18 protein-coding genes are annotated in these 17177 nt (G+C 69.3%); 8 read left to right on the top strand and 10 right to left on the bottom strand.

Going from position 1 to position 17177, the window contains the following annotated elements; genetic code table 11:
• Positions 1–32: 32 nt before the first annotated feature.
• The 7 genes from F6A08_RS00175 to F6A08_RS00145 form a co-directional block, all read right to left on the bottom strand.
• The gene (locus tag F6A08_RS00175; protein WP_225855677.1) at positions 33–2168 is read right to left on the bottom strand and encodes a glucosidase family protein; all 2136 of its coding nucleotides are present in this window, start codon (positions 2166–2168) and stop codon (positions 33–35) included.
• Between the two features lie 35 nt (positions 2169–2203).
• Positions 2204–3016 (bottom strand): carbohydrate ABC transporter permease, encoded by an 813-nt coding sequence (locus tag F6A08_RS00170; protein ID WP_151458261.1) that lies wholly within the window; start codon positions 3014–3016, stop codon positions 2204–2206.
• A complete protein-coding gene (locus F6A08_RS00165; protein ID WP_124894570.1) occupies positions 3016–3891 on the bottom strand; it encodes a carbohydrate ABC transporter permease in 876 nt (291 codons plus the stop codon). Before F6A08_RS00165 ends, F6A08_RS00170 begins: the two co-directional genes overlap by 1 nt.
• Before the next feature lie 8 nt (positions 3892–3899).
• A complete protein-coding gene (locus tag F6A08_RS00160) occupies positions 3900–5168 on the bottom strand; it encodes an ABC transporter substrate-binding protein (RefSeq protein WP_151458260.1) in 1269 nt (422 codons plus the stop codon).
• A 134-nt stretch (positions 5169–5302) separates the two neighbouring features.
• Positions 5303–7141 carry a class I mannose-6-phosphate isomerase gene (locus tag F6A08_RS00155; protein WP_151458259.1) on the bottom strand — a complete coding sequence of 613 codons (1839 nt, stop codon included), beginning with the start codon at positions 7139–7141 and terminating at the stop codon, positions 5303–5305.
• The gene (locus F6A08_RS00150) at positions 7138–8337 is read right to left on the bottom strand and encodes an ROK family protein (protein ID WP_151458258.1); all 1200 of its coding nucleotides are present in this window, start codon (positions 8335–8337) and stop codon (positions 7138–7140) included. The genes F6A08_RS00155 and F6A08_RS00150 overlap by 4 nt, the downstream gene beginning before the upstream one ends.
• 324 nt (positions 8338–8661) lie before the next feature.
• Complete coding sequence (locus tag F6A08_RS00145; protein WP_151458257.1) at positions 8662–9684, bottom strand: LacI family DNA-binding transcriptional regulator; 1023 nt, start codon at positions 9682–9684, stop codon at positions 8662–8664.
• 151 nt (positions 9685–9835) lie between these two features.
• On the opposite strand from F6A08_RS00145, the gene F6A08_RS00140 reads away from it, so the two are divergent.
• The 4 genes from F6A08_RS00140 (at position 9836) to F6A08_RS17555 (ending at position 12298) form a co-directional block, all read left to right on the top strand.
• Positions 9836–11017 carry a MalY/PatB family protein gene (locus F6A08_RS00140; RefSeq protein ID WP_151458256.1) on the top strand — a complete coding sequence of 394 codons (1182 nt, stop codon included), beginning with the start codon at positions 9836–9838 and terminating at the stop codon, positions 11015–11017.
• Positions 11018–11110: 93 nt separating this feature from the next.
• Positions 11111–11338 (top strand): DUF2188 domain-containing protein, encoded by a 228-nt coding sequence (locus tag F6A08_RS00135; protein ID WP_124894576.1) that lies wholly within the window; start codon positions 11111–11113, stop codon positions 11336–11338.
• Positions 11339–11381: 43 nt separating this feature from the next.
• Complete coding sequence (locus F6A08_RS00130; RefSeq protein ID WP_151458255.1) at positions 11382–12104, top strand: 3-keto-5-aminohexanoate cleavage protein; 723 nt, start codon at positions 11382–11384, stop codon at positions 12102–12104.
• Positions 12105–12139: 35 nt separating this feature from the next.
• A complete protein-coding gene (locus F6A08_RS17555; protein WP_192576650.1) occupies positions 12140–12298 on the top strand; it encodes a hypothetical protein in 159 nt (52 codons plus the stop codon).
• Positions 12299–12307: 9 nt separating this feature from the next.
• Here F6A08_RS17555 and F6A08_RS00125 read toward each other — a convergent pair whose 3' ends face one another.
• Entirely contained in the window at positions 12308–12688 is a 381-nt protein-coding gene (locus tag F6A08_RS00125) for a VOC family protein (RefSeq protein ID WP_151458254.1), read from the bottom strand.
• Between the two features lie 158 nt (positions 12689–12846).
• Here F6A08_RS00125 and F6A08_RS00120 point away from each other — a divergent pair, with 158 nt between their 5' ends.
• A complete protein-coding gene (locus F6A08_RS00120; protein ID WP_151458253.1) occupies positions 12847–13206 on the top strand; it encodes a hypothetical protein in 360 nt (119 codons plus the stop codon).
• Positions 13207–13245: 39 nt separating this feature from the next.
• On the opposite strand, the gene F6A08_RS00115 is transcribed toward F6A08_RS00120, so the two are convergent.
• A complete protein-coding gene (locus F6A08_RS00115; RefSeq protein WP_151459056.1) occupies positions 13246–13971 on the bottom strand; it encodes a helix-turn-helix transcriptional regulator in 726 nt (241 codons plus the stop codon).
• A gap of 73 nt (positions 13972–14044) precedes the next feature.
• Between F6A08_RS00115 and F6A08_RS00110 the strand changes: the two genes are divergently transcribed.
• Positions 14045–14914 carry an NAD(P)H-binding protein gene (locus tag F6A08_RS00110; RefSeq protein ID WP_151458252.1) on the top strand — a complete coding sequence of 290 codons (870 nt, stop codon included), beginning with the start codon at positions 14045–14047 and terminating at the stop codon, positions 14912–14914.
• A gap of 69 nt (positions 14915–14983) precedes the next feature.
• On the top strand, positions 14984–15262 hold the full coding sequence (locus tag F6A08_RS00105; RefSeq protein ID WP_151458251.1) for a hypothetical protein: 279 nt from the start codon (positions 14984–14986) through the stop codon (positions 15260–15262).
• Between the two features lie 64 nt (positions 15263–15326).
• On the opposite strand, the gene F6A08_RS00100 is transcribed toward F6A08_RS00105, so the two are convergent.
• Positions 15327–16328, bottom strand: a complete 1002-nt coding sequence (locus tag F6A08_RS00100; protein WP_151458250.1) for an SDR family NAD(P)-dependent oxidoreductase — start codon at positions 16326–16328, stop codon at positions 15327–15329.
• Positions 16329–16403: 75 nt separating this feature from the next.
• On the opposite strand from F6A08_RS00100, the gene F6A08_RS00095 reads away from it, so the two are divergent.
• Positions 16404–16973, top strand: a complete 570-nt coding sequence (locus F6A08_RS00095; RefSeq protein WP_225855676.1) for a TetR/AcrR family transcriptional regulator — start codon at positions 16404–16406, stop codon at positions 16971–16973.
• The last annotated feature ends 204 nt before the right edge of the window (positions 16974–17177 follow it).

Below are 17177 nucleotides of genomic sequence, written 5' to 3'. Positions count from 1 at the left end.
TTCGTGTTCGGGTACTGCTTCGGTGGTGCCGGTCACCGTCCGGGAGCTTCGGTGATGCCTCCGGAGGCGTCGATGTCGTAGATGCGCGTGCCGACCCGCAGGCCGCGCAGCACGGCGTGCGGGTCGAGCGCCGCGACGCAGCCCGCCGCGCGCACCGTGCCGTCCGCGGCGACCGAGATCCCGAACAGCGCCTCGATCACGAGTTCGATCCAGGCACCGGACGAGGAGCACGCCCAGTCGATGATGTACGGCAGCTGCGGGGGAGCCTTGCGGGCGCCGCCGTGGATCCCCGGCACGGCCTCCTCGACGAAGTGCGCCTGCCCCATCGGACCCTGGTTCGCGGTGCGCGACAGCCCTTCGATCCAGTCGGTGAGCACGCCGGGGGCGCCGAGGGCCGCGAGTGCGCGTCCGGCGTCGGCCGGCCATGCGGGGTAGGCGCCGTTCCACTGATGGTCGGGGCGCACGCTGTAGCTCGCATCCTGATCCCACGGCGAGAGCGCGCGCATCCAGTTCTCGGTCTGCAGCTCGCGCTGGAAGAACGCGACCATCTCATCGCGCACGCTCGGCGCCAGGTCGTCGGCGATGGTGGTGCCGACCACGCTGAAGTCGTAGCAGTGCCGCACGGGCAGTCGGGTGCCGTCGGGCTGACCCGCTGTGAAGACTCCCGTGCCGGGCAGGTAACGGTCGATCACGGCCGGCAGCAGGGCGTCGGCCTCGGCGCGCAGCCGAGCGGATGCCGTCTCATCGCCCTGCAGGTCGGCGAGGTCGGCGGCGGTGCGCATGCTCCACACGTTCGCGGCGTTGAGCCCGGCGACTTCGTGCGTGTACGAGCTGACGCACTCGAGGAGGTTGTCGATCTCGCCGTAGTCCGCGAGCGCGCTGTCCTGCCGCAAGTCCTTCCATGCGGTCGCCCAGTGCCGCACCGACGCGGCGATCGTCTCGTCGGCGACCACCTCGTCGAGGAAAGCCGCATCGCCCGTGAAGCGCACGTAGTCGTGCACGAGGCGCGTCATGGCGTAGTCGTTCACCGAGTACCAGCGCCCGACCGGGCCGCCGGTGAGCGAGGAGGTGCCGAAGTGCGAGTGGATGTCGAGCGAGATCCAGTGCCGCACCTGGGTGCGCATCTCGGCGGGGTCGAGCAGGGCATGGCTGACCGAGCTGAGGCTGTAGTCCCAGATGAACGTGGTGGTGCCCCAGTAGTTCGGCATGAGGGTGTCGTAGGACCGGCCGAGCACGTTGCCCGCGAAGTCGCGCCGGAACCAGATCACGCCCAGCACCGCCCACCAGTACAGGCGACGCAGGGGAGCGGAGGTGGTCTCCAGTACGGGCAGGGCACCGGAGAACTCGTCGTCGTCAGGGTCGAAGGCGGCGCGCAGCTGCCGGTTCCAGAACTCCTCCGCCGCCCGGACCGCACCCGGGACGTCCGCAGCGACCGCCGTCCACGTCTCCGCCGCCTCGGCTTCCGAGAGTCCGACCGCCTGCACGTATCCGGTGCGGTCGGCACCTCCGGCCGGGACCGACAGTGTCACGGCGAGGTCGCCGCCGCGCCCGTTCCCGCCGATGCCGACGTCGAACTCCGGGGTCGCTGAGCCTGCCGAGGCGTCGGCCACTCCGCTCAGCGCCGCCGATCCGCCGACCAGTCCCTGCACGCTCCAGGCTGCATCATCCTCCGCGGCGAACACGAGCCGGTCGCCGTCGACGAGCACGCTGTCGCGCTCCGACGGAGACTCCGCATCGAGCCAGGCCGCCGCGGACCGGGTCACCCGCGCCGCGGCCGACAGCCCGATCCGCACCTCCCGCTCCACCGCCCCGGTGTTCCGCACCGCGATGTCGATCGCCACCGCCGTCCGCCCCGGCACGCATACCGTCGTCGTCTCGATCTCCAGCTCGCCCGCGGTCGCGCGTCGCACCACCCGGTCCGGGCGCCACTCGTGCGTCACCGGGACGCCGAAGGAGGCGAACAGTCGCCCGTCGACGAACAGCACGGCGGTCTGCGTGAGTCCCTGCGACACGGGCGGGAACTGCACGGCGCCGAGGGCGGTGAGGTCGTGGTCGACGCGGACGGTGCCGAGCATGTTCGTCAGGCCCGAGGGCGCGATCATGTCGTCATAGTGGTGGGTGACCGCATCGGCGGCCAGATCCTCGACGGTGGGGATGAGCGGATGCATGATGCCTTTCGCGGCGGAGGGGCGGCGGGGTGGGGTCAGTACTGCCCGAGCGCGAGGCCCTTGGCGAAGAACCGCTGCGTGCACAGGAACAGCACCACCGTGGGGAGCGAGACGAGCACGGCCGCGGCGAGCACGACCGACATCTGCGCGCCGCCGTAGGTGCTCTGCATGCCCGACAGCGTGGTGATGATGGGACGGATGTCGTCGGACTGGCTGAGCGTCAGACCGAGCAGCAGGTCGTTCCACACGAACGTCGCCTGCAGGATGAAGATCGCGACCAGTGCGCTCGACGCCATCGGCAGGTAGAGCCGGACGAAGATGCGCCAGGTGGTCGCGCCGTCGAGCACCGCGGCTTCGAACACGTTGTGCGCGACGCCGGTGAAGAAGTTGCGCATCACGAACGCCGAGAACGGGATCGAGATCACGGTGTAGATGATGACCATGCCCACACGGGTGTCGAACAGACCGATGCGCGAGTACGCGTCGAACAGCGGCAGCAGCACCATCTGCAGCGGGAACACCGTGCCGCCGAAGATCACCACGAACCACAGGAACCCGCGCTTGAGGCGCAGCGCCACGATCGCGAAGCCGGCCGCCGCGCCGACGAGCACGGCGATGGTCGGCGAGACGATCGAGTAGATGAGGGTGCTCAGGATGCTGTTGCCGAGTCCGGAGAGCTCGAACGCCTGCGCGAAGTTCTCGAACAGGTGGAAGTCGGTCGGGACCCAGGACTCCTTCGAGGTGAAGGTGATCGGGTCCTTCATCGCGTTCACGACGAGGAGGTAAGCGGGCAGCAGCCACACGATCCCGAGGATGACGAGCACGGCGGTGCGGATGAACTTCGACATCACATCTCCTTCTTCGGGGAGAGCTGCTGGCGCAGGTAGAGCACGGAGGCGAGGAGCGTGATGACGGTGAGGAACACCGCGATCGCGGAGCCGAGTCCGTAGTCGCTGTTCACGAACGTCTCCTTGTACATCGTCAGCGCGAGGGTCTCCGAGACGGTGCCCGGTCCGCCCTTGGTCATGCCCCACACGATGTCGAACGTCTTCAGGCTCGCGACGATCGAGAGTCCGACGACCACGGCGGTCAGCGGACGCAGCATGGGCCACAGGATGCTGGTGAACAGGCGGATCCCGCCGGCTCCGTCGATGCGCGCGGCCTCCAGCGGCTCCTTCGGGATGGCCTGGAGGCCGATCGTGAACAGCAGCGCGTTCACGCCGACGCCCTGCCACGACGAGGCGATGATCATCACGATCGTGTTCAGCGGAGCATCCAGCAGCCACCGCGGCGGATCGGTGACGCCGAACGCGGCGAGCGCCTGGTCGAGCGCCCCGCCCGAGGAGAGGATGAACGACCACACCACGCCGACGCCGATGCCGGACAGGGCGTAGGGGATCAGGAAGGGCAGGCGCAGCCAGATGCCGCCGCCGAGGTTCCAGGTGAGCAGCGCGATCGCCAGGCCGATGCCGACCGGGATGATCAGGGTGCCGATCACCCAGAGCACGGTGTTCATCGCGGAGCCCACGAAGTCGCCGTCGGTGAACATCTCGACGTAGTTGTCGAGCCCGATCCAGTCGGGGCTGCCGAGGCCGTTGTACTCCGTGAAGCTGAGGAACACCGTCCACAGCAGCGGAAGGTAGAGCAGGATCGCGACCAGGATCACGCCCGGGGCGACGAAGCCCCGGGCGGACCACTGGTACGGCGTCTTCTGATGCGCCATCCGCCCGCTTACTCCTGCTCTGCCCAGTACTTGTCGGCGGTGGCCTGGATCTTCTCCAGGAACGGCATCGGGTCGCCCGGGTTGGCGTTGAACGCGCCGAACTGCTCGATCGCGGTGGTCACGATCTCGGTGGGCATGGCCTCGAAGAACCGGTCGTAGAGCATGTAGTCGTCACCGGCGATCTGCTCGCCGATCTCGGCCAGGGCCGGGTCGGAGACCTTCGCCTTCGGGTTGAACGCCACGTCGCCGTGGGCATCGTTCCACGCGGTCTGCGCGTCAGGCGACATCCACCATTCGGCGTAGGCGAGTCCGAGGTCGCGCTGCTTCGAGTTCTCGGCTGTGCAGATCGGGCCCGACTCGACGGCGACCGGGGTGGCATCGAGGTCGTCGCTGACGGCGGGGATGGCGAACATCCCGTAGTCGTCGGAGGTCATGCCCGCGCCCTCGAGGTTGCCCGCGAAGAACGTGCCGAAGTTGATCATGGCGTAGTCGCCCTGCTTCAGGCCGACGGCGGGATCGGTCGTGCTGCCCGCGTCGCTGAACCAGCCGTTCTGCTGCTCCTCGAGCCAGACGTTCATGATGTCGACGATCTCGGGGTCGGTGTACTTGACCTCGCCCGTGGTGAGCCCCTCGTACAGGTCGGGGTCGGTCGAGGCGACCAGGTGCTGGAACCACTGGAAGGTGAACAGCACGCTGGTCTGGTAGTACGGGGTGACCCCGGCATCCTTCAGCGTCTCGGCCGCGGTGTTCAGCTCGTCCCACGTCGTCGGCACCTCGATGCCGTTGTCGGCGAAGGCGGCCTTGTTGTAGAACATGATCCAGTAGGCGATGTTCATCGGCACGCAGTACTGCTTGCCGTCGAACGTGTAGCTGTCGCGCAGGTCCTCGCTCACCCAGCCCTCGTCGACCGCCTTGCTCCAGATGTCGGTGGTCTCGGCGACGAGCCCCTCGTCGACCAGCTGCTTGAGCGAGTCGCCGGTGTGCCAGGTGAACAGGCCGGGCGACTTGTCGGTGCGGAACGACTGCTTGATGAACGCGTCGTACTGGTTGGCGTCCGAGTAGCCGGTGGTCTTGAGGGTGATGTCGACGGCGTCGCCGCTGACCTCGTTGAGCGACTCGAAGTCGGGCTTCCACGCCGCTTTGTCGGTGTAGAAGTTCAGCGTGCCGGTCACCTCTCCGCCGTCTCCGGATCCGGAGTCGCCGGAGCAGCCGGCCAGCGCCAGGCTGCCGAGGAGGAGACCGGCAGCGGCGGCGGCGATCTTGCGTCGCGAAATCATTCAGAACTCCCTTGTTCGTTTGGTATCGTTACCAGAAATCTGGATTCACGCTACCAAGGTGATGAGTGCGGTGCAAGGGATTCCTGGGAAGGAGGCCCCTGCGTTCGGGTGGTGCGGCATTGCAGGTGCTGTGTTCAGTTGTCGCTCGTGCGCGAACCGCGCACGTACGCCTTGACGGTCGCGAAGCGGGTGCTGCGCGCGTTCTCGGTGCGCTCGATCCGGTACGCTCCCACGGCCGCCGGGACGATGAACGTCTCGGCGTAGTGGATCGTGAAGGGCTCGAAGGCGCCGGTGGGGCTGACGACCCTGACCTCATCCCCCTCGACCAGATTGAGCACGTTGACGGTGCCCTCGGTGTCGTGGTCGGCGCCCTGGGAGAACCAGTGCCGGCGCACCTCGATGAACTCGAGCTCGTGCAGGCCGGTGCTCTCCTCGACCACGTCTCCGTCCGTGCGGACGGTCTCGACCCGGTCGAGGAGATTGTCGCCGACCCAGCTGGTGTCGCGGTCCCACTGGATGTTGCGGGCCCCGTGATCGAGGTGCACGGGGCGCGGGATGCCGTCGAGGCCGACCCGGCCCCAGTCCCAGAGCTTGAAGGTGAAGATGAACGGCGTCGCCGAGATCTCCAGCACCATGGAGTTCGCTCCGGAGCAGTGCACGGTGCCGGCCGGTATCGCGAAGTGATCGTGCTTGCGGGCCGGGAACGAGTTGATGTACTTGTCGGCGGGGAACGGGTGCTCTCCGTCCTGCGCCGTCGCGAGGTCCTGCAGCATCTCGGAGCGGTCGATGCCCTCCTTGGTGCCGAGGTAGACCACCGCGTCGTCTCCCGCATCGAGCATGTAGTAGCTCTCGTCCTGCGTGTAGTGCATGCCGAACGTGTTCTGGATGTAGTCGGTCAGCGGATGCACCTGCAGGCTGAGGTTGCCGCCGTCCATGGTGTCGAGGAAGTCGAAGCGGATCGGGAACTCGGCCCCGAAGCGGGAGAAGGTCTTCGGTCCGAGCAGGTCGACCGGGCGGCTGAACACCAGATCCAGCGCGGGGATCTCGACCACGCCGCCCTCCCCTTCGAGCAGGAGGGAGTTCTCCTCGGGGACGCAGTCGAAGCACCAGGCGTAGTTGTCCTTCGAGGGGTCGAGGCCGATGAGGTTCTTCATCCACTGCCCGCCCCACACGCCGGGGTCGAAGAACGGCACGACGCGGAACGGCCGGTGCGCGGCATCCTTGAGCGCCTGGCGGAACGCGGCGCCGGTGATCATGCCCGCCTCGGGGGAGTCGGGGTGCTGCTCGGCCGGGGCGATCGCGTTGCCGTCGAGGACGAAGTCGACCGTGTCGAACAGGCCGCGCTTGTGGCGGTCGGCCACCCGCCACTCGACGAAGAAGCCGCGCTTGTACTTGCGGAGGTTGTCCTCGTCGGGGTTCGCAGCCCGCCAGTTGGTCGCGCCCTTCCGCTGACGCAGCTGGATCTCCCACCGGGCCATGTCCACCAGCACCGTCGCGGCCGGACCGGCCAGGCGCGGGGCGAGCAGTGCCGCACCCCACCCGATCACGACGGTCGGCGTGTCGGCGAGGGAGGAGGCGAGGGTGTCGAGCTGTCCGGCGTCGTAGAAGTCGTCGAGCGTGAAGTGGCTCATGACGCCGAAGACCCGGTCGTCCGTGAGGTTCGGCGCGATGAGCTGCTCGACCTCCGCCACCGGGCGTGCGGCGACCTCGACGTCGACGAGCGTCCAGTCCGGCAGGGCCCCGCGCACCTGCACGGTGAGGGCTTCGACATCGACGCCCGGGTACGTGTCGACCAGCAGCACCGGGGCGGTGCCCGTCACGCGGGCGCAGGCCTCGGCGAGTTCGGCGGCGGCAGTCCATGCGTCCGCACCGCGGAGGATGCGCTCCCCCTCCGGCAGCGCCACGGTCGGCTGGGTGTCGTAGCGACCTCGGGTCGTGTGCCCTTCGTGCATGTCGCTGATCGGGGTGGTCACTGTTCCTCCTGCGGTGTTGCGGTGTGAAGGTGCCCGGCGCGGGCGAGGACGCTGAGTCCACGCGCGACGGAGAGCTCGGGTTCCGGCGGGACGACGAAACGGGGCGGTGTCAGCGACGGCCACAGGTGCGCGCGCACGTAGGCCTCGATGGGCGCGCTCACGGCGTCCCCCGCGCGGAGGATGCCGCCGGAGAGGATCACGACCGCCGGGTCGTACGAGTGCACGAGCGACGTGACGACCGCGCCCCACACCCGCAGGTACCGCTCCCGGATCTCCCGGTGCGCCTCCCCCGCGAACACCTCCGCCATCGTGACCCGCCCCGCCTGCGTCGCCGAGCCTTGGTCTTGGGTCGCGGAGTTGTTCGGCTGGGTCGCTGAGCCGTTCGTGCGGGTCGCTGAGCCTCGGTGCTGGGTCGGTGATTCTTGGTCCTGGGTCGCGGAGTCTTGGTCCTGGGTCGCGGAGCCGTTCGTGCGGGTCGCTGACCCTCGGTCCTGGGTCGGTGATTCTTGGTCCTGGGTCGCGGAGTCTTGGTCCTGGGTCGCGGAGTCTTGGACCCGGGTCGCTGAGCTTGTCGAAGCGCCCCCCACGTGCGCCGCTTCGTCCTCCGGTCGGGTGGTCGAAGAGTCGTCCCCCGTCGAAGCGCCCAGCGCCCACGTGCTCGCGAGGGCCTCCCCGCAGCCGATGTTGCCGCAGGGGCAGACGGGTCCGTCGAGGTCGACCGTGAGATGTCCCCCGAGGATCCCGGCATGCCCGGTGCGTCCGCGGAGCGGCATCCCGCCCATCAGGACAGCCGTGCCGATCCCGGTTCCGAGAGTGACGAGCACCGCGTCGCGTGTGCCGGCGGCGCTGCCGGTCGAGGTCTCGCCGATGAGGGCTGCGCGCGCGTCGTTCTCCACCGCCGCGGGGACTCCGAACTCGGCGAGGGACCACGCGCTGAGGTCGAGGTCGCGGAGGAAGTCGTACTTCGCGTTGGCGTGCAGCATCCGCCCGGTGCCGGGTTCGACCACCCCGGGCACGGCGATGCCGACGGCCTCCGGCGCGCCCGTCTGCTCGAGGAGACGGCGCGCTTCGACGGCCGCGGCGGCGAGGTCGGACGGACCACCCTGCACCGCGACGCCGCCTGAGGCGAGCACACGGTGGCCGTCGATCACGGCGAGCTTGATCTCGGTGCCCCCGAAATCGATGCACAGCTCCATCCGGCCTCCTCGTCGATGATTGGTAACGTTATCAATGAGGTCGAGGGGTGTCAACACCTTCGTTCACCCGACGATCCACCGAGGGATGGACGATCCCCCGTCCTTCCTCCACGACTCTGTCCGGGATTCGTCCGGGCCTCGGGGAATCGTCCGGCCGAGGTTCGGACGGAGGAGTCGTCGGTCCCCGAAGAGTCCCGTGCCGACGCCCCTTGTTTCCGGTGACGATCGACCGAGGGATGGACGATCCCCCGTCCTTCCTTTACGACTTCGTCCGGGATTGGTCCGGGCCTCGGGGAATCGTCCCCCGATGCCGAACGGCCGGAGTCAGCGGACGCCGCGGAGGGACACGGGGAGCTCGATGGCGCGGGGCGGGGTCTCGCGTTCGCCGCCGTCGAGTCGGTCGAGGAGGAGCCGTGCGGCGGTGCGTCCGAGTTCGCGAGGGTCGTGGTCGATCACACTGATCGGCACGGGCGAGAGCTCCGCGAGTTCGAAGTCGTCGAAGCTCACGATCTCCGGGAAGTCCGCGGGCGCTCTGGTCCCGTCGCCGAGCTGGGCGCTGATCTCCTTGAGCGCGCCGATGGCGTTGCGGTTGTTGGCGCAGAAGATGGCGGTGGGTGGATGCTCCGCGTCGAGCAGGGTGCGCGTGGCCTCGCGGGCCTGGTCCACGGTCTGCTGGTTCGTCGCGACGAGCTGCGGATCCACGGTGAGACCGCGCTCCTCCAGGGCCCGCACGAATCCGGCGTAGCGGCGTCCGCCGGTGAAGATCGACAGGGCGTTGCCGAGGTAGCCGATGCGGGTGTGGCCCCGATCGAGGAGTGAGCTCGTCCCGCGGTGGGCGCCGTCGTCGTCGGCGAGCACCACGCTGTCTGCAGCGAGTCCGTCGATGCGCCGGGAGGCGAGCACCACGGGGACGCCCTGGTTCTGGGAGTGCGCGAGGTGGGCGGAGGTCGTGCCGGCGGGCACCACGATCAGGCCGTCCACGCGGCGGCCGAGGAAGTCGCCCACGAGGTCGGCTTCGCGGGCGGCATCCTCGGAGGTGTTGCCGAGCAGGATGCGGCGTCCGGTCAGGGCCGCCTCCTCTTCGACGCCGAGCGCGAAGGTGCTGTAGTACGGGTTGGCGATGTTCGTGATCGCGACGCCGATCAGTCCGCTGGAGTGACCGGGGCGGATGCTGCGGGCGTTCTCGTTTCGGTGGTAGCCGAGTTCGGCGACCGCTTCCATGACGCGCTGCTGCACATCGGGCTTGACGTTGAGTCCGCCGGAGAGCGTGCGAGACACGGTCATCGGGCTCACGCCGGCCCGGACCGCCACCTCCTTCACGGTGGGGCGGCGCGCGCGTTCGCTCATACTGCCCTCCGGGGTGTGGTGCCGACGATCCAAGGGAACGTTACCAGCGGCCCCTCGCGCGTGGGAGCGGAGTCGACGTCATGGATGGAAACGCGACGTGCACGGCGGAGCGCCCGTCCGTAGATTGGTCGGACCCTGCCGTGGAGGAGCCATGCCCGACGACTGTCCGTCCCACCCGTTCGATGCGCGTACGCGGATCTCGCTCGACCGGCCGCAGAGCCGCAAGTGGAGCCTGCATCCGGGACGGATCGGCGCCTGGGTGGCGGAGATGGACTTCGGTGTGGCGCCCGTGGTCGCCGAGGCGCTGCACCGGGCGATCGACGACGAGAACCTCGGCTATCTGTCGCCGCCGCAGGCCGCGGAGCTCGGGGAGGCGACGGCCGGGTGGATGCGCGAGGAGTACGGCTGGACCGTCGACCCGGAGCGCGTGCATCCGGTGTCCGACGTCATGGCAGCGCTCGGGGTGGCGGTGCAGGAGTACGCGCCCGCGGGCTCGCCCGTGATCGTGCCCACTCCCGCATATATGCCGTTCCTGACATACCTGCCTGCGATCGGGCATCCGGTGATCGAGGTGCCCGGCGTCGAGGTGGACGGTCGCTGGCAGCATGACCTCCAGCGGATCGACGAGGCGTTCGCTGCGGGGGCGCGGACTCTCGTGCTCTGCAATCCGCACAACCCGACCGGCACGATCGCCGGGCGGGAGGAGCTCGAGGCGATCGCGGAGGTGGTGGAGCGGCATGGCGGACGCGTCTTCGCCGACGAGATCCATGCTCCGCTGCGGTACGACGGTGCGCCGTTCGTGCCCTACGCGTCCGTGTCGGACGCGACGGCCGCGCACACCGTCACAGGGACGAGCGCGTCGAAGGCCTGGAACATCCCGGGGCTGAAGACGGCGCAGCTGATCACCTCGAACCATGCGGATCAGGAGCTGTACCGACGCTTCGGTTTCGCGGTGCAGCACGGCGCGGCCACTCTCGGCGTCGTGGCGTCGACGGCCGCATACCGCGCGGGCAAGCCCTGGCTGTCGGATGTGACCGCCTACCTCGACGGGTCGCGGCGGGAGCTGGCGACGCTCGTGGCGCAGCACCTCCCCGGAGCGGTGTACCGGGAACCCGAGGCGACGTACATCGGGTGGATCGACACGAGCGCGCTGGGGATCGACGGTCCGCCGGCGGAGTTCTTCCGGGAGCACGCGGGAGTCGTGCTCACGGAGGGCCGGCTGCTCGGACGCGGGTACGAGGAGTTCGTGCGGGTGGTGTTCGCGACGCCGCGACCGATCCTGCGGGAGGCGCTCGCTGCGATGGGCGAGGCCGTGCGCGCAGCGAGGCCCTGACCGGCATATCGGACGTGCGGGCCGAGGGTGTCAAGGGCCTCTCGTATGTCCGTCGCCTGACGTAGAAAGGGATCTGAGAGAAGGGATCCCCGCATGGCCGCAGGCGACATCGAGACTTTTCAGCGCAACGGGATCTGGTTCAACCGGATCCAGGGCGAATCGCACACCTTGGGCAGCAGCTTCGAGACCCAGGAAGAAGCCGTGAAGGTCGGACGCGGTGCGGCCGTCGCACGTCAGGTCGCACACAGCGTGCGCACCGAGGAGGGTCCGTCGACGGATGACAGCGTCTACGACCGTCACCCCCGCGACCTGATCGGCTGAGCGCGTGGCGTCCGGCTCCGCTCCCGCCCCGTCGAGACGAGGCATGCTGGTGCAGGCATGTGTCAACGGCGCGCGCGACATCGCGGAGCATCCGTGGCTGAGCGCGGATGCGACGGTGGTCGCGGCGGATGCCGCTCGCGCGGTCGCTGCCGGAGCTGCCGAGGTGCACGTGCATCCGAAGGACGCCGCCGGCCGCGACAGCCTCGCCCCCGACGATGTCGCGCGGTGGCTGCGAGCTGTGCGGGAGGCGTGCCCCGATGTGCCGGTCGGAGTCACCACGGGGGCCTGGGCGGAGCCGGACGTCGCGCGGCGTCTCGCGGCGATCGAGGCCTGGGAGGAACTGCCCGACTTCGCCTCCGTCAACTGGCACGAGGCCGGCGCCGACGATGTGGCCGCGGCCTTGCTGCGGCGAGGCGTCGGCGTCGAGGCCGGACTGTGGGACGCCGCGGGCTTCGAGGTGTGGAGGCGGTCGCCCGTGCGCGGAAAGTGCCTGCGCGTGCTGATCGAGCTTCCGGATGAGGCGGCCGAGACCGTGCGCGATCACGCTGAGGGGATGATCGCCCACGTCGAGCTGGAAGAACCCGGGGTCCCGATCCTGCTGCATGGCGAGGAGGGGTCGACCTGGCCCGCGTTCGACGTCGCCGTGCAGGGCGGCTGGGATTCGCGGATCGGCCTCGAGGACACGCTTCTGCTCCCCGACGGGAGCACCGCCCCGGGCAATGCCGCGCTCGTCCGGGCCGCTGTCGGGCGGATGCGGGGCGTCTGACCCCGACGGCTCGGCGCATGCGGCATCCTGGGCCCATGTTCAGCGACTCGCTTCTCGCCATCCTCCTCATGAACCTCGGCTACCTGCTGGTCGGGGTCGTCGTCGCCTGGTTGGTGATCTATTCGGCCGTGCGCGCTGCACTGACATCCCACCGGAAGGCGATGGAGCGGGAAGGACGGCCCGGTCAGGTGTGAGCGGCCTGCTCAGCGCCCGTCGTCCCACCCAGCCCAGTCCGGGCGGTCGACGATGCAGAAGCGATTCCCTTCCGGGTCTTCCATGATGACGTAGTCCGCGTCGGCGGGGCGGCCGTCCCAGTGCACCTCCCGCGCGCCGAGCTCCGTGAGCCGACGGACTTCGGCCGCCTGGTCCTCGGCGTAGATGTCGAGGTGGATGCGCGGCGGCAGCACCCGTTCGGAGTGGTGAGCGTCGAGGGCGATGCACGGGGTCTCGGCGTCGCGCGGCTTGAGTATGACCCAGTCGTCTTCGGCGGGGTCCCGTTCCACGTAGTCGAGCGCGGTCTTCCAGAACCGGGCCTGGGCGGGCAGGTCATTGACGCGGAGGACGATCGACACGATCTTCAACATGCGGTCAGCCTAGGTCGGGCGCGGCGAGGATCCACGGGGTTGCATCGACCCGGGGATCGTGCTCAGGGGCGAACCGCGGACGCGCGCATATCGGTACTCTGCGGAGATGGCCGGCGCGTGGGACCCGGGATGTCGTGGCGATTCCGTAGGGTGCGGGGATGAGCATTCCGTCCGAGTCCGGTGCCCCGGCCGATAATCGTGCCGTGGAGCACGCTGCCGTGGTCGACCTCGAGACCGAGGACTGGCAGCAGCGGCAGAGGTTTCTCCGTCGTCTCTCGTGGGGCACCGCTTGGGTGCTGCCGCTGCTGGCGCTGATCGTCGGAATCGCCCTGACCGCGAACGGGACGATCGCCCAGGAGACCCCTGCGGGCGGGGGCTTCGTCGATGTGACGTTCCTCACGGTCTGGCCGGCGGGACTCACGCTGCTCGGGAGCGGGTTGCTGGGCACGGTTGCCGTCGCCATCGCCACGGCGGTGCTCGCGGAGAAACGCGCCGCCTCCGGTCCACCCGCGTCCTAGCTCGTCCGAGGAAGCAGGCGCGGGTCCGAGGCAAGGGCGTCAGCCGTCCGCTCCCTGCTCCGCGCGACCGAAGTCGCTCGCGAGCCAGGCCTCGATCGACGCGAACGGGAACTCGCGCCCCGCGTAGGTGCCGGGAAGCGTCCGCGCGGACCGGATGCGGTCGAGCCGGAACAGCCGCCAGTCGTCACGGTCGACATCGAATCCCACCACGTACCAGTGAGATTGGCGGAGGAAGTGCCGGTGCGGTTCGACCACCCGCTGCGTCTCCCGGCCGTGCTGGTCGGTGTAGTCGAAGGCGATGCGGGCGCCCTGCGCGACCGCGTCGGCGAGAAGTCCGGCGAGCGCCCAGTCGACCGGCGCCGGGTCGGCGCGGAGGATCTGTGTGGACAGCGCGGTCGCGGCGGCGCGGCGTCGGAGAGCGGGCGGAAGCACCTGTTCGAGCTTGCCTCGTGCGACCGCTGCGGAGGCGTCTTCCGGGGTCCAGGTCTCGAGCACGAGCAGGCTGGTGATGATCGTGGTGACCTCGTCGGCGTCGAGCAGCAGCGGCGGGATCTTCGTTCCGGGGCGGAGCCGGTATCCCGCGCCGGGACCCGGACGGGAGTGGATGTCGTAGCCGAGGTCGCGGAGGCGCTGGGCATCGCGGCGCACGGTCCGGGCGCTCGCGTCGAGGCGTTCGGCGAGCTCGACGACGCTCCACTCGCCGCCGGTCTGGAGCAGGGAGAGCAGATGCAGGGTGCGGTTCGAGGGTGACTCCACGGAATCCATCATCGCTCCGGATGCGGCCAGAATCAGGCCGTATCTGACTTTACCGTGGTCGGACATCGACGAGAGGACGATCATGCGAATCGCTGTCACCACCCCGAATGGCAATGTCAGCAGCCACCTGACGCGGATGCTGGTGCGAGCCGGCGCTCGCCCGCTGTTGCTCACGCGGCATCCCGACCGGATCGCCGACAAGCTGCGGCCGTATGTCGACATCGCGACCGCGGACTCGCAGGACGGGGCCGAGGTCGTCGCAGCGACCCGGGGCGTCGATGCCCTGTACTGGGTGGATCCGTCCGTCATGTCCGACGACCCGCTCGCCGACTACGACCGCGCCACCGACGCCCTCGTGCGCGCGGTCGAGGCGAACGGGATCCGGCGGGTCGTGTTCCAGAGCAGTGTCGGTGCGGAGAAGCGTCACGGCGCCGGAGAGATCGATGGTCTCGCGGCGACCGAGCTCGCGCTCGATGCCCTCGACATCGACGTCACCCACCTGCGCTGCGGGTACTTCTTCAGCAACCTGCTGCTCGACCAGGAGGCGCTGGAGGCCGGACGGCTGCAGACCGTGCTGCCTCTCGAGGCCCGGATGCCCTGGGTAGCGCCGCGCGACATCGCCGAGGTGGCGGCGCTTACCCTCCTCAACCGGGACTGGACCGGCCGGCGCGTCCGGGCCGTGCACGGCCCTGCGGATCTGAGCTGGTCGGAGGTCGCCGAGATCCTCACGCACGAGCTCGGGCGCGAAGTGCTCGTGGAGCAGATCACGGACGACGACATGCGGCAGGGGCTGCTGTCTGCCGGGATGCCGCCGGCGATGGCGGATGCGGTGCTCGGGATGTCGACCGGACTGCGCGACGACTTCGTCCCGGAGCAGCAGCGTTCGGTTGCGACCACGACGCCGACCACGCTGCGGTCCTGGGCGCGGGAGGAGCTGCTCGGGGTGTTGTGACGAACCCGCCTCCCCGCGTGCAGAATTCCGATACGCCGCACCGTGAATTGCTGCACATCGACCTCATCTGTGGCATGGTTCGTCATGTCGATGGATCCGGACTCCTACACGAACTCGTTCGGCAAGCGGGTCCGGATCCTGTTCTCGCCGGTGAGGTTCAGCCTCTTCATCGCCGCTGTGCTGTTCTCCATCGCCGCGAACGCCGTGTACATCAGGAACGGTGGGGGACCGGAGTGGCTGGGGCTGGCATCGGTGATTCCGCTCTGGTCCTGCGTGATCTGGCAGGGCGTCACCGACGCGAAGTTCCGCCGGCAGGATCGCGAAGACGCCCGACGCGCCTCGCGCTGACTCGACACGCGAAACGCCCCCGCCGTTCGGGTCGGCGGGGGCGTCGGCTTCGCAGGCGCGGTGCTTACTGCACCGACCATCCGCCGTCGGAGGCGAGGATGGCGCCGTTGATGTTGACGGCGTCGTCCGACAGCAGGAACGTGATCGAGGCGGCCAGGTGCTCGGCGGTCGCGACGGTCGGGATGGCCTGCTGGAACGGGGCGAGGCGGCCGGAGCCGTACTCGGACATGTTCGGGGGCATCGGGATGCCGGTGGCTACGCCGCCGGGGGCGACGGAGTTCACGCGGATGCCCTTCGGCCCGTACATGAAGGCGGCGGACTTGGTGACCCCGATGATGCCGTGCTTGCTGGCCGTGTAGGCGTTGCCCGAGGCGTTGCCGCGCAGGCCCGCCTCGCTCGAGACGTTGAGGATCGCGCCGCGACCGGCCTTCTCCATGACGGGGATGACCGCGCGCATGAGCTTGAACGGAGCGGTCAGGTTGATCGCGATGACCCGGTCCCACACGGCATCCGGGGTCTCGCCCGCAGGGGAGAAGTCGTCGTTGATGCCGGCGACGTTCGCGAGCCCGTCGATGCGGTCGCCCGCGGCGGCGAGCACGGCGTCGATCGCGTCCTGCTTGGTGAGGTCGCCCGCGACCGTGACGATGTCGGCGTCCGGGAGCTCGGCCTTGAGAGCATCGAGCTTCTCGGCGGCGATGTCACTGGCGATCACGCGTCCGCCTTCGCGGGCGATGCGCGAGGCGGTGGCCTTGCCGATGCCGGACGCGGCGCCCGTGACGATCACGGTCTTGCCGGCGAAGCGGCCGGCCGTGACCTTCTCGGCCCAGCCCTCGGAGGCGTCGTCTTCGGGGATCTCGCCGTTGTTCGCGGCACGGACGAGGTCGTCGACGACCGACTGCGGGAGCTGGCCCTGGCTCATGGCGACGAGCTGCTGCAGGGGGAGTCCGAGCACGGGGGTGAGGAGCTCGGGGTCGGCGCCCGTCTGCTCGAAGAGGCCACGGATGAGCGGGCCACCGGTGGGGTCGTTCATCCAGTCGCCGATGGTGGAGTGTGCGGTGAGGGCCATGCTCTTTCTCCTTGCTCGGGTTTCGCAACGGTGCGTCTACTTATGTTCCAGTGTACGCCTCTGTACGCTCGAATGGTGCCCCGTCCTCGCAGTGAAAAGGCCCGCCAGTCCGTGCTGGAGGCGATGCGTCGTGCGCTCGCCGCGGACGGCTACGAGGCCGTGACGATCGAGGGTCTCGCCGAGTCGGCGGAGGTGTCGAAGCAGACGATCTACCGGTGGTGGCCGTCGAAGGCCGCGATTCTCGGGGAAGCGCTGCTCGAGGGGACCGTCCCTGGTTCGGATGTCGTCGTGCCGATGACGGACGACCTCGGCGCGGACCTGCGCGCGTGGTTCACGGCGGTGTCCGCGGGGCTGGCTCGGCCCGAGGGCGTGTCGCTGGCGCGGGCGCTCATCGAGGTGACGGCGGCGGACCCCGAGCTGGGGCTCGTGTTGAACGAGCGGCTGGCGGCGCCGATCCGGGAATGGGTGGCGGAGCGGATCGCTCGCGGGCGTGCGGACGGAGACGTGCGGGCGGATGTGGATGCCGCCGCGGTCGCGGACGAGTTCATCGCGATCGCCTCGTACTCGGCTCTGATCGGGCAGCCGTTGAGCGCGGAGCGGGTGGAGGAGACCGTGGTGCGGTTGCTCCGGGGGATCGCGGGGTGAGTGCGGGCTCTCGCCGACGGGCGCGGATTCGGCCGGGCTGGGCGCGCGCGGTATGCGGGGAGTTGGCGACCAACACGGGGGTTCGGCAGCAACTCAAGAATATTGCTATGCCCTCATATGTGTGATTAGTTCCTCTGCGTGAGAACAGTGCGAATCGCATCGTCGAAACGGACGTACTGCTCCGTCGTCATGGCCGGGTTTGGC

It is taken from the genome of Microbacterium algeriense (genome assembly GCF_008868005.1).
In the GTDB taxonomy this organism is placed as follows: domain Bacteria; phylum Actinomycetota; class Actinomycetes; order Actinomycetales; family Microbacteriaceae; genus Microbacterium; species Microbacterium algeriense.
Note: the sequence above shows the minus strand (reverse complement) of the source record. Positions and strands in the feature narration are given on the sequence as shown.

Excerpts from the sequence above, each read along its gene's own strand:
- F6A08_RS00145 (WP_151458257.1), bottom strand. The coding sequence starts at position 9,684 with ATGAGCGAACGCGCGCGCCGCCCCACCGTGAAGGAGGTGGCGGTCCGG.
- F6A08_RS00175 (WP_225855677.1), bottom strand. The coding sequence starts at position 2,168 with ATGCATCCGCTCATCCCCACCGTCGAGGATCTGGCCGCCGATGCGGTC.
- F6A08_RS00135 (WP_124894576.1), top strand. The coding sequence starts at position 11,111 with ATGGCCGCAGGCGACATCGAGACTTTTCAGCGCAACGGGATCTGGTTC.
- F6A08_RS00115 (WP_151459056.1), bottom strand. The coding sequence starts at position 13,971 with ATGGATTCCGTGGAGTCACCCTCGAACCGCACCCTGCATCTGCTCTCC.
- F6A08_RS00120 (WP_151458253.1), top strand. The coding sequence starts at position 12,847 with ATGAGCATTCCGTCCGAGTCCGGTGCCCCGGCCGATAATCGTGCCGTG.
- F6A08_RS00165 (WP_124894570.1), bottom strand. The coding sequence starts at position 3,891 with ATGGCGCATCAGAAGACGCCGTACCAGTGGTCCGCCCGGGGCTTCGTC.
- F6A08_RS00170 (WP_151458261.1), bottom strand. The coding sequence starts at position 3,016 with ATGTCGAAGTTCATCCGCACCGCCGTGCTCGTCATCCTCGGGATCGTG.
- F6A08_RS00150 (WP_151458258.1), bottom strand. The coding sequence starts at position 8,337 with ATGGAGCTGTGCATCGATTTCGGGGGCACCGAGATCAAGCTCGCCGTG.
- F6A08_RS00125 (WP_151458254.1), bottom strand. The coding sequence starts at position 12,688 with ATGTTGAAGATCGTGTCGATCGTCCTCCGCGTCAATGACCTGCCCGCC.
- F6A08_RS00130 (WP_151458255.1), top strand. The coding sequence starts at position 11,382 with ATGCTGGTGCAGGCATGTGTCAACGGCGCGCGCGACATCGCGGAGCAT.
- F6A08_RS00100 (WP_151458250.1), bottom strand. The coding sequence starts at position 16,328 with ATGGCCCTCACCGCACACTCCACCATCGGCGACTGGATGAACGACCCC.
- F6A08_RS00110 (WP_151458252.1), top strand. The coding sequence starts at position 14,045 with ATGCGAATCGCTGTCACCACCCCGAATGGCAATGTCAGCAGCCACCTG.
- F6A08_RS00140 (WP_151458256.1), top strand. The coding sequence starts at position 9,836 with ATGCCCGACGACTGTCCGTCCCACCCGTTCGATGCGCGTACGCGGATC.
- F6A08_RS00160 (WP_151458260.1), bottom strand. The coding sequence starts at position 5,168 with ATGATTTCGCGACGCAAGATCGCCGCCGCCGCTGCCGGTCTCCTCCTC.
- F6A08_RS17555 (WP_192576650.1), top strand. The coding sequence starts at position 12,140 with ATGTTCAGCGACTCGCTTCTCGCCATCCTCCTCATGAACCTCGGCTAC.